Raw genomic sequence first — 16,143 nt, forward strand, 5'->3', positions numbered from 1 at the left:
TAATAATGAAACATATTTTTGATGTAGTTGGAACTACAGTTCATGGGATTGCTTCACTTCGCTCGCAATGACGTTTTCAAATTAACAAATCTGTTACATTGAGCTTGTCGAAGTGCCGAATTAGCAAAACTCGAAGTAGAAAATCCAGAATCAAATAACAGACCCCTTCCGTCAGTTGGATTAGAAATCTGATATTTGATGAAAATATTTCCCAGCTGCCACCTTCCCCTGTAATTGTATTCCAGATATTGATTGGAAATTGTTCTAAGGGGAAGGAGCTTTATTGTAAAATCAACAAATCCCAAATTAACGATTCACGAAATAACCAATCCCTATTCCCTATTTCATTACTTTTGCGGAAAATCTAAACCGTGAACTACCTTTCAGTTGAAAATTTATCCAAATCCTTCGGGATGCGGGTTTTGTTTGAAAATATTTCCTTCGGAATAAACGAAGGACAAAAAATAGGCTTTGTAGCCAAAAATGGAACTGGGAAAACTTCCCTTTTGAATATAATTGCTGGAAATGATAAGGCCGATACAGGCAATGTTGTTTTCAGAAAAGGTTTGAAAATTGCCTATTTGCCGCAAGATCCTGATCTGGACCCCAAGCTTACGGTGGAACAGACCATTTTTTCTTCGGACAATCCGATCCTTAAAATAATTGAAGCCTACGAACACGCCATAGAAAATCCAGACGATTCGGAAGCCTACCATAAAGCGTTCGACGCAATGGACGCCAACCACGCCTGGGATTTCGAAACACGCTACAAACAGATTCTATTTAAACTGAAAATGGAAGACCTGCATGCAAAGGTTTCCACACTTAGCGGCGGACAGAAAAAACGTTTGGCTTTGGCAAATGCCTTGTTAACAAAGCCCGATCTGTTGATTATGGATGAGCCTACCAACCATTTAGATCTGGAGATGATCGAGTGGCTGGAGAACCTTTTCGCCAAAGAAAATTTCACCCTATTTATGGTTACTCACGACCGTTACTTTTTGGAACGTGTATGTAACGAAATTGTGGAATTGGATGAAGGAATTCTTTACAGTTACAAAGGAAACTACAGCTACTACCTGGAAAAACGCGACGCACGGATAGAAAACGAAGCCACCGAAACAGGAAAAGCCAAACAGCTATTTAAAAAAGAATTGGATTGGATGCGCCGTCAACCCAAAGCGCGAACCACCAAGAGCAAAAGCCGGATTGACGATTTCCACGAAATAAAGGACCGCGCCAGTAAACGTCGCAACGACCATGAAGTTCAATTGGAACTGAATATGGAGCGTATGGGCACCAAGGTTGTGGAGCTTCACAAAATATCAAAATCGTTTGGGGACAAAGTTTTGCTGGATAAGTTTGAATACAACTTCAACCGTGGCGAACGGGTTGGAATTATCGGAAAAAACGGAACTGGAAAATCTACTTTTTTGAATATTTTAACCGGAGCATTAAAACCCGATGGTGGAAAAGTTGTTGTGGGTGAAACTGTTCAGTTTGGGTATTACACCCAAACTGGGATCAACATTAAAGAAGGCCAAAAAGTGATTGATGTAATCCGTGAATACGGGGATTATATTCCGCTGAAAAAGGGACGGCAGATTTCCGCATCACAGCTTTTGGAGCGTTTTCTTTTCGATCCAAAAAAGCAATATGACTTTGTTGAAAAGTTGAGCGGAGGTGAACTCAAAAGGCTTTATCTGTGTACCGTTTTAATTAAAAATCCAAACTTCTTGATTCTCGATGAGCCCACGAACGATCTTGATATTGTAACCTTAAATGTTTTGGAAAGCTTCCTTTTAGACTTTCCGGGCTGTCTTCTGGTTGTAAGCCACGACCGTTATTTTATGGACAAAATTGTGGACCACCTTTTTGTTTTCCGCGGGAATGCTGAAGTGGAGGATTTCCCAGGAAACTATTCAGATTTTAGAGTTTATGAAGACAGTAATATTCAGGAAAAACGCGAGGCTAGCGAAACAACGACAAAGGTTAAAAAAGACTGGAAGCAAGATTCCAGCCCTGCGAAACTGAATTATAACGAGCAAAAGGAATACAACAAACTGGAGAAGGAAATAGCAAATCTTGAAAAAAACCGCGAGGAACTTCAAAATAAATTCGCCACCGAAAACTGGAACGGTGCTGAAATTGACAAACAATCCATAAAACTTCAGGAGATTATTGATAAGATTGAAACACAAACCGAACGCTGGTTTGAGCTTTCGTCGAAAATGGGAGAATAATTTTGCTTTAGGCCTTAAGCTATAGGCCACAGGCATTTCATTAATTCGTATTTTAGCTTACAGCCTAAAGCATACAGCCGTAAAAAATGATCCATCAATCAAAAAGCTATATAAAATTCCTTCGCCTTTCCAAAAACAAACACGGGGTACACTCCCCTTTTGTGTTTGATTTGGTGACGAAATGCTTTAACGATAAAAAGAAATATCCTGAATATCACATTTTAAAAACCTACCGTCAGGCGTTGTTAAAAGATACTTCAATGATTGAAATGAAGGATTTTGGTCAGGGTTCGCGAGTTTTTAAAGGCAATGCCCGAAAAGTTTCCGCAGTTGTTAAAAACGCGGGGATGCGTAAGAAACGGCAAAAACTACTATTCCGTTTGGCTAAATATTTTAAAAGTGAAAACATACTCGAAATGGGCACTTCCCTGGGTTTGGGAACGGTTGCTTTTTCACTTTCGAATGAATTTGCGGCAATACACACCGTGGAGGGCTGCCCAAATACTTTGCAAAAAGCACAGGAATATTTTGAAAAATTCAACTTGCATAATATTGCAATCCATCAAGAAGTCTTCAACGATTATATTACTCAAAACGCTTCAGAAAAATACGATCTAATTTTTATTGACGGCGACCACAATGGTGAACGGACACTGGGCTATTTCAATTCATTATTAAAAAATGTGCACAATGATTCCGTCATTATTTTTGACGATATTTACTGGAGCAAGGATATGACGGCGGCCTGGCAGAAAATAATTGCAAATGAAAACGTAAGCGTTAGCATAGACACTTTTCAATGGGGAATGGTTTTTTTTAGAAAAGAACAACCGAAGCAGCATTTTGTGATACGGATTGGTTGATGGAAGTACGAAATACGAAATACGAAGTACGAAGTACGAAGTTGGAAGTGCGAAATACAAAGTTGGAAGTGCAAAGTTGGAAGTGCAAAGTTTAAAATTAATTTTTCGCTAATTCCTTTTCGCTTGTCGCTTTAAATTTTGAACTTTGAACTTAATTTGTAACAACCCTCGTACCTTTGCGTCCTATTAAAGCATATTGAAAATCCACTATGAGTTTAGTAATAAAAATTCGAAATATCACCAGAGATTTCCCACTCGGGAATGAAATAGTTAAAGTTTTAAAGGGAATTGATTTGGACATTGAGCGCGGCGAATACGTAGCCTTGATGGGACCATCTGGTTCCGGTAAATCCACTTTAATGAATCTTTTGGGATGTTTAGACACGCCCACTTCTGGTAGTTATGAACTCAACGGAAGCGACGTCAGCAATATGACCGATGACGAATTGGCTGAAATCAGAAACAAGGAAATTGGCTTCGTTTTTCAAACTTTTAACCTCCTACCCCGCACTACTGCATTGGAAAATGTGGCATTGCCTATGATTTATGCAGGCGCTTCAAAAAGCGAACGTACCGAACGCGCCAAACAAGTTCTAACAGATGTTGGCTTGGCAGACAGAATGGACCATAAACCCAACCAACTTTCAGGAGGGCAACGACAGCGTGTGGCCGTTGGCAGGGCTTTGGTAAACCATCCTTCTATTATTTTGGCCGATGAGCCTACAGGAAATTTAGACTCAAAAACTTCGGAAGAAATAATGAACCTTTTTAACGACATCCACAAAGCAGGAAACACCGTAATTGTGGTAACCCACGAAGAAGAAATAGCCGAACGCGCCCACCGGATTATCCGTCTTAGAGATGGGGTTGTAGAAAGTGATACTAAGAAGGAAGTTGTGAGTCGTAAGTCGTGAGTCGTGAGTCGTGAGTCGTGAGTCGTGAGTCGTGAGTCGAAAAATATTCTTTTAATTTCGCATTTCATATTTTACCTTTGAGCTATGAGCCTCGATTTTTCAAACCCCATCATTTTAATAATTGGCGGAATTCTCCTCTTAGCCATCCTCTATTTTTGGAACAAGCGCAACGCTACCAATCAGCGCCAGCGTAAAACCAAAAATTTCCGAAGCAGTTATTACGAAAGGAAAAAGGAACGGGAGAAAGAAAGTGGACAGTAAGTAGTAGTTAGTAGTTAGTAAAAATAAAAAAGTAGTCTTTGAACCTTCGTCTCTTCTCGAGGTGCTTTTTAAATGTGTTATTCGTAAATTTGCGCAAAATCTCATACCTATAATGAAAATATACACCAAAACCGGTGATACAGGCACCACGGCACTTTTCGGCGGGACACGGGTTCCAAAACACAACATACGCATTGAAAGTTATGGTACTGTTGATGAGCTCAATTCACATCTGGGATTGATCCGCACCCAAGATATAGATATGCGAAGCAAAGAAATATTGTCGCATATTCAAGATAGATTGTTCACCCTTGGAGCCATTTTAGCCACAGACCCTGCAAAGGCAACCTTAAAAAGCGGCAAGGAACGCCTAAACATCCCAAAAATAGAAGAAGAAGACATTACCCTTTTGGAAACCGAAATGGACAGCATGAATGATGCCTTGTCAGAGATGACACATTTCATTTTGCCTGGTGGAAATACTACCGTGTCATATTGTCACATTGCCCGTACTGTCTGTCGCCGTGCAGAACGTCGCGCAACGTTATTAAATGAAAATGAACCAATTAACGAGCGGGTACTGATGTACTTAAACCGACTATCTGACTACCTGTTTGTGCTGGCACGAAAGTTGTCCAAAGACCTCAACGCGGAAGAGACGCAATGGATCCCAAAAAAACTGTAAAATCTCTTTTTAAAACAATAATAAAAAGCTCCTAATAATCAGGCGTTTACATAAGTTCTTTAAAATATAGCAGAAATAATTTGGATTTTACTTGACTTTTTGATCTAAAAAATTACTTTTGCAGAAAATTAAAACCTAAAGTGCTATGTACTGGACATTAGAATTAGCATCCTATTTAAGCGATGCACCCTGGCCCGCAACTAAAGATGAATTGATTGATTACGCGATCAGGACCGGTGCTCCACTAGAAGTAGTGGAAAACCTTCAGGCAATCGAAGATGAGGGAGACTCCTATGACTCTATTGAAGAGATCTGGGCAGACTACCCAACAGACGACGATTATCTCTGGAATGAGGATGAATATTAATCCCATTATTTTGGGAAACATTTAAAATAATATAAAAAGTCTCTTTTACGAGGCTTTTTTTTATTTAAAAAGTATTGAAAATAAAGTATTGTTCCCCTGTCTGGTCGAGCGCAGTTGAGACCCCATTGGCGAACGTAAAACAAAATTGACAAAACTGTGCTGCCCGGCAACACTTCAAAATAAGTAAAGACGCATAATTATGCGCCACAACAAAATAAATAATCATGGGAATATTAGATAATGTACTAAAAGTTTTTGTAGGCGATAAATCAAAAAAAGATATAGGCGAAATACAGCCACTAGTAAACGAAGTAAAAAAACACGAAGCAACAATTGAAAAACTCTCCAATGATGAGCTTCGAGCGAAGTCAGATTTCTTCCGAAAAGAAATAAAAGATGCCCAAAAGGATGTTCAGGATCAAATCGATGCCCTTGAAAAACAATCAGAGGAAGAGCAGGACATCAACAAAAAAGAAGATCACTACAACCAGATAGACAAACTGAAGGACGAGCGCTACGAAATTGAAAAAGCGACCCTTACCAAAATACTTCCCGAAGCTTTTGCCGTGATGAAAGAAACGGCAAAACGCTTTAAAAACAACGAAACACTTACGGTTACCGCAAGCCCGTTTGACCGTGAAATTTCCGCTAATAAAGACTACGTAACCCTAGAAGACGACAAAGCCATTTGGAAAAATTCATGGGATGCCGCTGGAAAACCCATTACTTGGGATATGGTGCACTACGACGTTCAGCTTATTGGTGGGGTTGCACTTCACGAAGGAAAAGTGGCCGAAATGCATACGGGGGAAGGAAAAACCTTGGTTGCAACGCTACCAATGTACCTCAACGCCCTAGCTGGAAACGGCGTTCACCTTGTAACTGTGAACGATTATCTTGCAAAACGTGATAGCGCATGGATGGCACCATTGTTCGAGTTCCACGGTATGACAGTGGACTGTATAGACAATCACCGCCCCAATTCTGCAGAGAGAAGAAAAGCTTATTTATCTGATATTACTTACGGAACCAACAACGAATTCGGTTTTGATTACTTGCGCGATAACATGGCCCACGCCCCAGACGATCTTGTGCAGCGTCCGCACCACTACGCTATTGTGGATGAAGTGGATTCGGTTTTAATTGATGATGCCCGTACACCGCTTATTATTTCTGGTCCCGTGCCCGAAGGCGATCGCCACGAATTCAACGAACTAAAACCAAAAATCAATAATATCGTTGAGGTTCAGAAAAAATATTTGACTGGCGTTTTAGCGGAAGCAAAAAAACTAATTAAAGAAGGCGATGCCAAAGAAGGTGGCTTCCAATTGCTACGTGTATACCGTGGGTTGCCAAAAAATAAAGCATTGATAAAATATCTCTCCGAAGAAGGAGTAAAACAAATTCTCCAAAAAACGGAAAACCATTACATGAGCGATAACAACCGCGAAATGCCAAAGGTTGATGCCGAGCTTTATTTTGTAATTGAAGAAAAGAACAACCAGATAGAACTTACTGATAAGGGTGTAGATTTCTTGTCTGGTGAAGGCGACCCTGATTTCTTCGTAATGCCAGAAATTGGAACCGAAATAGCAGATATTGAAAAAAAGGGGCTTCCAAAAGAAGAAGAAGTAGCGCAGAAAGAAGAACTTTTCCGTGAATTCTCTGTGAAAAGTGAACGTATTCATACCATGAACCAGCTTTTGAAAGCTTACACGCTTTTTGAAAAAGACGATCAGTATGTGGTGATGGAAAACAAAGTAATGATTGTTGATGAACAAACCGGCCGTATTATGGACGGGCGCCGTTACAGCGACGGACTTCACCAAGCAATTGAAGCAAAAGAGGACGTGAAAATCGAAGCCATGACCCAGACTTTTGCTACAATTACACTTCAGAATTACTTCCGTATGTACCGCAAACTTTCGGGAATGACGGGTACTGCGGTTACAGAGGCCGGCGAACTTTGGGAAATCTACAAATTGGATGTGGTTGAAATTCCAACTAACCGCCCCATTGCACGTTTTGACCGCGAAGATAAAATTTATAAGACAAAAAGAGAAAAATACAACGCTGTTGGCGAAGAGGTAGTTGCACTTTCACAAGCAGGACGACCTGTTTTGATTGGTACCACTTCCGTGGAAATTTCAGAATTATTAAGCAGGATGTTGAGCATCCGTAACATTCCCCACAACGTATTGAACGCGAAACTTCACAAACGTGAGGCAGATATTGTTGCCGAAGCAGGAAAGAGCGGAATCGTAACTATAGCAACCAACATGGCGGGTCGTGGTACGGATATTAAATTGAGTGAGGAGGTGAAAAAAGCTGGTGGTCTTGCAATTGTAGGTACCGAGCGTCACGATTCACGTCGCGTGGACAGACAGTTGCGCGGACGTAGTGGTCGTCAAGGAGATCCGGGAAGCTCACAGTTTTATGTTTCTTTGGAAGACAACTTGATGCGTCTTTTCGGAAGTGAGCGAATTGCAAAAATGATGGACCGTATGGGCTTGAAGGAAGGCGAAGTGATACAACACAGTATGATTTCAAAATCCATTGAGCGCGCGCAGAAAAAAGTGGAAGAAAACAACTTCGGAATCCGAAAAAGATTGTTGGAATATGATGACGTAATGAATGCCCAACGTGAGGTAGTTTACAAACGTAGATATCACGCTCTATTTGGCGACCGTCTTCGCGTGGATATAGCAAATATGATTTTTGACACTGCCGAAGTAATTGCCGAAAGCAACAAAATGGCGCAGGATTATAAGAACTTTGAATTTGAGCTCATCCGTTTCTTTTCCATGAGTTCTCCTATTTCTGAAAAGGAGTTTGAGAAAATGGACAGCAAGGAGATTTCTGGAAAAGTTTATAAAGCCGCTTTTCTTCACTATCAGGATAAAATGGTGAGCAATGCCGAAATGGCCTTTCCCGTAATCAAAAATGTTTACGAAACACAAAAAGATAAGTACAAGCGAATCCTAGTTCCTTTTACCGATGGTGTAAAAACATTAAACGTAGCTACTGATCTTGAAAAAGCTTACGAAACTGAAGGAAAACAACTGGTAAACGATTTTGAGAAAAACATCACTTTGGCCATTATTGACGATGCCTGGAAAACGCATTTAAGAAAAATGGACGAGTTAAAACAATCTGTACAGCTTGCAGTTCACGAGCAGAAAGATCCATTATTGATCTATAAGTTTGAAGCTTTTGAACTTTTTAAAGCAATGATTGAAAAAGTGAACAAAGAGGTAATCTCCTTCCTTTTCAAAGGGGAGCTTCCACAGGAAAATCAACAGCAAATCCAAGAAGCACGAGAGGTTAAACGAAAAGAAAACCTAAGCGAGCAAAAAGACGAAATACCCAATATGGATGAACGCGCCGCACAGTCGCGTGCCGCTGGTAATACGCAACCGCAAAACCAACAAGTAACGGAAACCATAGTTCGCGACCGTCCAAAAATTAACCGCAACGATAAAGTGACTATTAAACACGTGATGAGCGGAGAGAACAAAACGATGAAATTCAAACAAGCCATCCCGATGCTTGACAAAGGCGATTGGGTGCTTGTGGATGAATAAAAAAATCACAAACTATAATACTGAAACCCCTTCCTGTACTTGCAAGAGGGGGTTTTTATTTCTATAAACCCCTAATAATGAGGCGTATGTTTATTGCTTTGCTGTTTTTTTTATAAATTAGCTTTCTTAACTATCTTAAAATCAACAATCATGAAAAAATTAATTATTTTATTTTCAGCAGCTTCGCTTTGTTTTGTTTCCTGTAAAAATGAAAATAAAAAAACAACGGAAACTGAAGCGACAATTGTAGCGGATACTACTGTTACTGAAGAGGCAAAAATGATAGAGGAACCCATGGATTCCATTGCTATGCAAAAGACTTGGGAGGCATATATGACTCCAACTGAACCACACAAAATGATGGCGACCGAGGAAGGCAAATGGAAGGACGAAATGACTTTTTGGATGGGACCTGATGCTCCACCGGAAAAAGCAACTGCTACAGAAAACATCAAAATGATTATGGGTGGGCGCTATCAAGTGAGTAATATTACAGGAGAAATGATGGGGATGCCTTTTGAAGGCCAATCCACACTCGCTTACGACAATGCTACAAAAGAATATATCTCTCTTGGATAGACAATATGGGCACAGGATTAAGTGTAATGCGAGGCAAATATGATGAGGCCAGCAAATCTACAACCCTTACAGGCTCCATGGTAGATCCGATGACAGGTAAAGAAAAGCAAATGCGTCAAGTTTATACCATAATAGACGATAACACCCGAAAGATGGAAATGTTTGACACCCCTGCTGGAGGGAAAGAAACTAAGAATATGGAAATAATAATGAAGCGAATTTAAGTTCTCCAGTATCCATAAAAAATTTAAATCCCGAGGCAAAAATCTTCGGGATTTCTTTTATTCAAAAGAGCTATCTTTAATGAAAATTGCAAAAGAAAAAGATAAAATTTATTTTATGAAAAAAAAATTTATAGAATTTAAATGGGCCGTGATTTTTACCATCGCTATTCTTTCGTGGATGCTTCTTGAAAAAACCCTTGGCTGGCATGGAGAACAGATTGCAGACCATTGGTGGCTAACCTTGTTCTTTGTCCCCTTCGCTATTTTGATGTATTTATTGGAAATGCGCGAAAAAAGAAGAAGGGTCTATGGTAGGGAAATGTCTTGGTTGCAAGGTTTTCGTTCAGGAGTAATTCTCAGTGTTTTTATAGCCCTACTTTCACCTTTGGCGCAATACATAACGCACAATTACATTACACCAGAATACTTCAACAACGTGATAGAATACTCCGTTACCAACGACTTAATGGCGCGCACCAAAGCCAATGACTATTTCAACATAAATAATTATATATGGCAATCTGCTTTTGGGGCGCTGGGTTTTGGAATTGTAATGGCGGCAGTTGTAGCTATATTTGTTCGGAAAAAATAGAAATAAATTTATGTGATGAATTATAGGGGTAATTCAGCAATACCCCATCAAAAACCCTTATTTCAGCATGAAAATTAGCTTTGTTTTTTATTTAAAAATAGATTCCTAAATTCTGTCAAAAATTTAACTTTATGTATCTTGTGGCATTGATACTTTGTTAAAACATGCGCTCTATTTTTTATATATGTTCAATGGCTCTAGTGAGCTTGGTTGCTTCTGCTCAAGACGATGGCGATTATAAGGATATGTTAGCGAATGCCGAAACGGTTCTATATACCCAGCCCGATGAATCCATCAAAATAGCGAACCACGTTCTGCAAAATTCAAACAACGCAGATCAACTTATCCAAGCAAACCTGCTTAATACTAATGCTTATTATATAAAAGGCGAATTTGAAAACGCCGTAAATGCAGGAGTTGAAGCAAAAGTACTCGCAGAGTCAACTGAAAATATACCGATGCAATTAAAGGCAACCCTGGCTTCCATCCCCCTATTAAATCATTTGGGGTTGAATGCAGTTGCGGAGCGATATTATATAAACACCAATGCTCCTGTTCCCATTCAGAAAGCAGTGGAATCCTCTAATTTTTCCATAGGTGGAAAAGTACTTTTAAATGGCTATAAGGAAATGGAGCAAGACAACTGGCAACAAGCTTTGGAATATTTTGGCAAGGCAAATTCCATTTTCGAAAAAATTCCAGATAAAGCCTTGGTAAACGAGACCACCGCAATTATGGCAACCCTTTACGCAAAGGTTTACAGCATAGATACCGCCCAAAACCATCTTGAAGCCCTCCTTGAAAACACAGCTGGCGAACACCCCAATAACTATCTTAAAATGGTAGTGCTGAACCAAATGGGAGCGTTGTTTTTCCTGAAACAGGACTACTCCAAATCTATTGAATCGTACCTAACTGCTTTGCAAATTGCAGAACTGTTCCAAAACAAAAATTACCAATCCCATATTTCAGAAAACCTGTCTTCCGTTTATTTGGCCCTAAAAGACTCCCCGCAATTTTATTCCTATAAAAAAACAGCGCAACAACTAGACGATGAGGCGGAAACAGCGGAAGACCAAGCAATAAACGCCATTTACAATTATGTGAACAACAACCACACAGCAAAAAGGGACACCCTGAAAAAAACATACACCCGTAATTTATGGATATTTTCAGCTGTATTATTGGTTATTTTTCTAACCTGGTTGCTCCTTCGCTTTCGCTACCGAAACAGGGCCAGACAATACAACCGTTTTTTAACCTACATTGAAAACAGGCAAAGACCCATAGAAAACCTTCCTATAAAAGAAATTTCAAAAGGCCTAAACATTCCACAGGAAACGGAAAATGCAATAGTGAGCAAATTGGAACAGTTTGAAAAATCAAAACAGTTTACCAAGCAGGATATGTCCTTAGCGCTATTGGCAGCAAATTTTGAGACCAATACAAAATACCTTTCGGAAATTATAAACACTCATAAAGGGAAAAATTTCAACAGTTACATTAACGAGCTCCGCATCAATTACATTATAGACAAACTAAAGAGCAATAGAACCTATCTGCAATATAAAATAAGCTATTTGGCCGAAGAGAGCGGCTTTTCTTCCCATAGTAGTTTTGCCACTGTTTTCAAGGCGGTTACGGGAATTCCCCCAACCGTTTTTATCGACTTATTGAAAAGCACAAAGAAAACCTCCAAACATATCTATGAAAAAGTGGAATAAACATAGCGCCCTATTTTTCATGGCAGGATTCTTCTTCTTTGTGCAAATGGTCCATTCGCAAAAGGAGGTGGACAGCATCTTGAAATTAGCCAATAAACAGATTTATGAAAATCCGGATGAGGCCATTGTGCTTGCCCAAGAAGCATTGAACAACCCAAAGGTTACCATTCGGAACAAAATAAATGCCCTACTTGCCATTTCTACGGCATATTCTTCCAAAAGAGATTATGAAAAGGCTTCGGAATATATCGTTAAAATAAACGAACTCATTCCGAAAATAAACGATGATTTGCAAAAGATGAATATCCTAAACCGGATTGCAGCGCATTATCAAGAACTGCAGATTTACGATAAAGCTTTAGAATATCTTGATGAATCACTGGTTTTAATAGAGAAATACCCAAAACAAGATTCCGTGCAAACCTATCTGGGCTATAACTCCATATTGCGCGGATTCATCTACCGCGAACAAACCAACTGCGACATTGCCCTTAAATATTTTGACGGTGCCATCAAAGCTTATAACAAGACCATCGCTCGGCAACCCATTATGAATGCCAATCTGAGTATATGTTATTACAACAAAGGAAACTGTCTACTATCGCTCAATAAACCTGCACAGGCAAAGGAAAGCTTTCTACAATCCATCGAGCACGCCAAAACTATAGGTGCTAAAAGTTTAATAGCCTTTGGAAAAAAAGGGCTCGCTGAAACTGAAACTCTAAATGGAAACTATAAAGAAGCCTTATCGCTGCTAACCGATGCCCTTGCAATATCAAGCAATGTGGGCGACCTCATTCTAAACCGTGGAATTTATGAAGGTCTTGCCAATAATTACCTCGTCCTCGGCGATTGGGAAAATTACGCACTTTATCAAAAAAAATATATAGCGATAAAAAAGGCAAACAAAATTTCCGAAAGAAAAACCATCAACCAATCTTTGATAAATTTAACCGAAACCAAGGCGGAAGAAATTGAGCAACTCCGCAGTTATTTCAGACCCCTTCAAATCATCTTTATAATTGTTATTGGAATTGCACTTTTCTTACTCATCCGCATCGTAATAATTTGGGAAAAGAACTTAAAAAAGTTAGAAAACAAGCTGAAAAGTTAGTTTTCACACTATTTCTTCGGATGGAGAACAAAATCCTCAAAAACTACATAAATATCTGTTATACAGTTGATTAAACTGAATTTAGCCTTTTAAAATTCACGAAATTCAAAAGGTATCTCCTTTTATTATAGCGTTTACCCACCTACTTTAGCCTTCAGTTAAACCTATACAAATCAATAAAAATTTATTACGATGAAAAAAATTATTCTTCTATTAATGGTGTGCGCTTTTGGATTGTGCATCGAAAGTGCTTCCGCACAATTTGTGGTAAAGCCTACTTTTTTTGAAACCCAGGATGTTTCAAATGACGGTGTCGTTTCAGGATACGAAGCTCAAGCCGGACCATATTCATTATGGACTCCAGAGACCAATACTTTTGAAGAAATTGGCGGTACCGCACCTGGTTTAGGTGGAGGTGGGTCAGCAGAATTTTCTGATGACGGAAACCTACTTTCGGGAACAGATAATGTTACCACTACCGTTCCAGTAGAATGGGAAAAGTTGAATGTTGGTTTCGATTATATCATCAGAGATATTACATTTCCCGGTGGTAGTGATATTATTGCCTATGCCGCAGGCGAATCATTGACCTATAATGGCGATGGAATTGTATTGAGAACTGATGATGGTGGCGATTCCTGGACCGAACTTTGGACAGGAGAAGACCAAGGCATTGAAGCCATGAGCTTTCCTTCACAATGGACTGGCTACGTTGGTGGATGGAACCAATATTTTGCAAAAACAACTGATAGCGGTAATACTTGGACTATACAAACTCCGATTCCTGATGCGTATATTTATACAGGCATAGAATTTAAGGATGAATCGAATGGCGTTGTTACGGCCCAGACAGATACCGGAATGGCAGTTTATACTACTAATGATGGTGGTGCTACTTGGGTAGCAGGTTCAGGACTGGAAGCAATTCCTTATAAATTAACGTATGTTGAAGGTGACACCTACTTCTTAGTTACTAATGCAGGTCAGATTCAAAAATCTACCGACAATGGTGCAACTTGGACCACCGTATTCACTACTCCTGCAAATGATTTATTGGTTGGAATAGCTTTCAACGATTTAATGAACGGAATAGCTACAGCTGATAGTGATGTTTATAGAACTACTGATGGTGGTGTAACTTGGACAGGACAAGAAGTTATTGAAGGAGTAATCTGGCGCGATGCAGCTTGGTCTGACGCAGATAATGTAGTTCTTGTAGGAACTCCCGAAATTATCGCTGAATCTCAAGACGGCGGTGCAACATGGCCAATAAACAACCTAGGAACTACCACTTTTAGCGAAGCACTGTATGACGTTGTTTATACACCAAACGGTACAGGCTATATTGTTGGCGCACATGGGGTAATGTTTCGTAAAGCGAGAGCAACAAATACATATACAGAACAATCAATGTATAACCTAACTAATGATGAATGGACCTCAATGGGAAGTTTTGGAATTAATGTGGACAGTAGCAGAAGCTCAGGCTATGATATTTCAGGAGATGGCTCTACCATTGTAGGACTTGCTTATGTAGAAAAAATACCAGGAATATCTGGAACTCCTGCTCATGCCACTGCTTGGACAGCTGCAACTGGCCTGATAGATTTAGGAAGTCTTTATACAAGCATCAACCGAAGCACACGTGCAAATGCTGTTAACGGTGATGGAAGTGTTATTGTAGGCTGGCAAGATTTTAACGGCCCCTGGAAATCGGCTGTATGGAGAAAAGACGCCAATGGTGATTACCTACCAAACGAATATCTACTTTTAGATCCTAATGGCGATCCAAATGATGAATTTAACCAATTGGGTGAGTGCCAAGCAGTTTCTGCTGATGGTAACTGGATAGCTGGTAATGGAGACTTCGCCAACAACAACGATCCTTGGAGATGGAGCGAAGCTACAGGATATGAATCATTAGGTACTTTATATCCTGGAGCTTCAGGAATTGTAACTGGAATGAGTGCTGACGGAAGTAGAATAATTGGATTATTTATCATAGATCCTTGGACTCCAAATATTCCTTTCATCTGGACTGAATCAACTGGTATGGTTGAATTTAATTCTTTTGTTACAGATACATTAGGATATACAATGAGCGCTAGTCCAATATGGTCTGCAAATGGATTGTCCGCTAACGGAGAATATATTACAGGTTGGGGTTACGACCCTACTATTGGCCCTTGGGGAGATATATTTACCTATCGTGTTCAGCTTCCTAGCGTCCCTACAAATGACGACTGTGTTGAGTCAATCCCATTGGCTTGCGGTGATCTTGTTACTAACTCAACCGTATTTGCAACAGATTCAGGCGGAAACGCTTCTCCAGATGTTTTCTATTCCTATACTGGTGCAGGTGATCCAGAAACTATTACTTTGAATGCTTGTGGTCCTGCTACAAATTTTGCAACTACCGTTAGAGTTTATAGTGATTGTAACTTGACTAACCAAATCGCTTTCAACGACAGCTCATGTGTTAATCAACCAGAGTTGACATTTGAATCTGACGGAACAAGTACTTATATTATAATGGTAGAAGGTTATGATGATACCAAAGCTGGTAACTTCCAATTGGAACTAAGCTGTGAGACTATTCTTGGCACGCAAGATAACCAGTTACAGCAACTAGCGTTATACCCAAATCCCGTAACTGATGTTTTGCAAATAACTGCAAAAACGGAAATCACTTCCGTAGTCATTTTTAATATCAACGGACAGCAATTGTTGCACAAAGATCTCAACAGTATGAACGGTGAAATAGATATGGCTGCACTTTCAACAGGTATTTATTTTGCAAGGGTAACCGCAAACAATGCAACAGAGACTTTCAAAATCGTAAAAAACTAATAGTTAATAGTAATTTTTTTCATAGTTGATTTTTGGATTTTGAATAAACCGCCCTTTAACTAATAGGAGGGCGGTTTTCAAAACAAAATGGTTTTTTTAAGAACAATTTATAGTTAGACTCCCTTTTTCTATGCAATGTGCGA

Annotated in this window: 11 protein-coding genes and 1 pseudogene; all 12 read left to right on the top strand. The window is 39.6% G+C overall.

Features of this window, described 5'->3' with window-relative positions:
* The first annotated feature begins 371 nt into the window (after window positions 1-371).
* The 12 genes and pseudogenes from ESU54_RS11985 to ESU54_RS12035 all read left to right on the top strand — a co-directional run bounded on the left by ESU54_RS11985 (window position 372) and on the right by ESU54_RS12035 (window position 16,000).
* Complete coding sequence (locus ESU54_RS11985) at window positions 372-2,243, top strand: ABC-F family ATP-binding cassette domain-containing protein (RefSeq protein ID WP_111844976.1); 1,872 nt, start codon at window positions 372-374, stop codon at window positions 2,241-2,243.
* Window positions 2,244-2,329: 86 nt separating this feature from the next.
* On the top strand, window positions 2,330-3,106 hold the full coding sequence (locus ESU54_RS11990) for an O-methyltransferase (protein WP_111844975.1): 777 nt from the start codon (window positions 2,330-2,332) through the stop codon (window positions 3,104-3,106).
* A 209-nt stretch (window positions 3,107-3,315) separates the two neighbouring features.
* Window positions 3,316-4,020, top strand: coding sequence for an ABC transporter ATP-binding protein (locus tag ESU54_RS11995; protein WP_111844974.1), 705 nt, complete (start codon window positions 3,316-3,318; stop codon window positions 4,018-4,020).
* Between the two features lie 84 nt (window positions 4,021-4,104).
* Complete coding sequence (locus ESU54_RS17850; protein ID WP_160113288.1) at window positions 4,105-4,281, top strand: hypothetical protein; 177 nt, start codon at window positions 4,105-4,107, stop codon at window positions 4,279-4,281.
* 112 nt (window positions 4,282-4,393) lie between these two features.
* Entirely contained in the window at window positions 4,394-4,966 is a 573-nt protein-coding gene (locus ESU54_RS12000) for a cob(I)yrinic acid a,c-diamide adenosyltransferase (protein WP_111844973.1), read from the top strand.
* A gap of 145 nt (window positions 4,967-5,111) precedes the next feature.
* Complete coding sequence (locus ESU54_RS12005) at window positions 5,112-5,333, top strand: DUF2795 domain-containing protein (RefSeq protein WP_014782927.1); 222 nt, start codon at window positions 5,112-5,114, stop codon at window positions 5,331-5,333.
* 224 nt (window positions 5,334-5,557) lie between these two features.
* The gene (secA, locus tag ESU54_RS12010) at window positions 5,558-8,917 is read left to right on the top strand and encodes a preprotein translocase subunit SecA (RefSeq protein ID WP_111844972.1); all 3,360 of its coding nucleotides are present in this window, start codon (window positions 5,558-5,560) and stop codon (window positions 8,915-8,917) included.
* 393 nt (window positions 8,918-9,310) lie between these two features.
* Window positions 9,311-9,720 (top strand): annotated as a pseudogene (locus ESU54_RS18110) (DUF1579 domain-containing protein).
* 115 nt (window positions 9,721-9,835) lie between these two features.
* On the top strand, window positions 9,836-10,312 hold the full coding sequence (locus ESU54_RS12020; protein WP_111845003.1) for a DUF4199 domain-containing protein: 477 nt from the start codon (window positions 9,836-9,838) through the stop codon (window positions 10,310-10,312).
* 164 nt (window positions 10,313-10,476) lie between these two features.
* Window positions 10,477-12,036 carry a helix-turn-helix domain-containing protein gene (locus ESU54_RS12025; protein ID WP_111844971.1) on the top strand — a complete coding sequence of 520 codons (1,560 nt, stop codon included), beginning with the start codon at window positions 10,477-10,479 and terminating at the stop codon, window positions 12,034-12,036.
* Window positions 12,020-13,150 (top strand): tetratricopeptide repeat protein, encoded by a 1,131-nt coding sequence (locus tag ESU54_RS12030; RefSeq protein WP_111844970.1) that lies wholly within the window; start codon window positions 12,020-12,022, stop codon window positions 13,148-13,150. Before ESU54_RS12025 ends, ESU54_RS12030 begins: the two co-directional genes overlap by 17 nt.
* A gap of 192 nt (window positions 13,151-13,342) precedes the next feature.
* On the top strand, window positions 13,343-16,000 hold the full coding sequence (locus ESU54_RS12035) for a YCF48-related protein (protein WP_111844969.1): 2,658 nt from the start codon (window positions 13,343-13,345) through the stop codon (window positions 15,998-16,000).
* Window positions 16,001-16,143 lie beyond the last annotated feature (143 nt).

It is taken from the genome of Aequorivita antarctica (genome assembly GCF_007997155.1).
Lineage (GTDB): Bacteria > Bacteroidota > Bacteroidia > Flavobacteriales > Flavobacteriaceae > Aequorivita > Aequorivita antarctica.

Coding starts and splice junctions, on each gene's coding strand:
- secA (WP_111844972.1), top strand. CDS start 5,558: ATGGGAATATTAGATAATGTACTAAAAGTTTTTGTAGGCGATAAATCA.
- ESU54_RS12025 (WP_111844971.1), top strand. CDS start 10,477: ATGCGCTCTATTTTTTATATATGTTCAATGGCTCTAGTGAGCTTGGTT.
- ESU54_RS11990 (WP_111844975.1), top strand. CDS start 2,330: ATGATCCATCAATCAAAAAGCTATATAAAATTCCTTCGCCTTTCCAAA.
- ESU54_RS12005 (WP_014782927.1), top strand. CDS start 5,112: ATGTACTGGACATTAGAATTAGCATCCTATTTAAGCGATGCACCCTGG.
- ESU54_RS12035 (WP_111844969.1), top strand. CDS start 13,343: ATGAAAAAAATTATTCTTCTATTAATGGTGTGCGCTTTTGGATTGTGC.
- ESU54_RS11995 (WP_111844974.1), top strand. CDS start 3,316: ATGAGTTTAGTAATAAAAATTCGAAATATCACCAGAGATTTCCCACTC.
- ESU54_RS12020 (WP_111845003.1), top strand. CDS start 9,836: ATGAAAAAAAAATTTATAGAATTTAAATGGGCCGTGATTTTTACCATC.
- ESU54_RS12000 (WP_111844973.1), top strand. CDS start 4,394: ATGAAAATATACACCAAAACCGGTGATACAGGCACCACGGCACTTTTC.
- ESU54_RS12030 (WP_111844970.1), top strand. CDS start 12,020: ATGAAAAAGTGGAATAAACATAGCGCCCTATTTTTCATGGCAGGATTC.
- ESU54_RS17850 (WP_160113288.1), top strand. CDS start 4,105: ATGAGCCTCGATTTTTCAAACCCCATCATTTTAATAATTGGCGGAATT.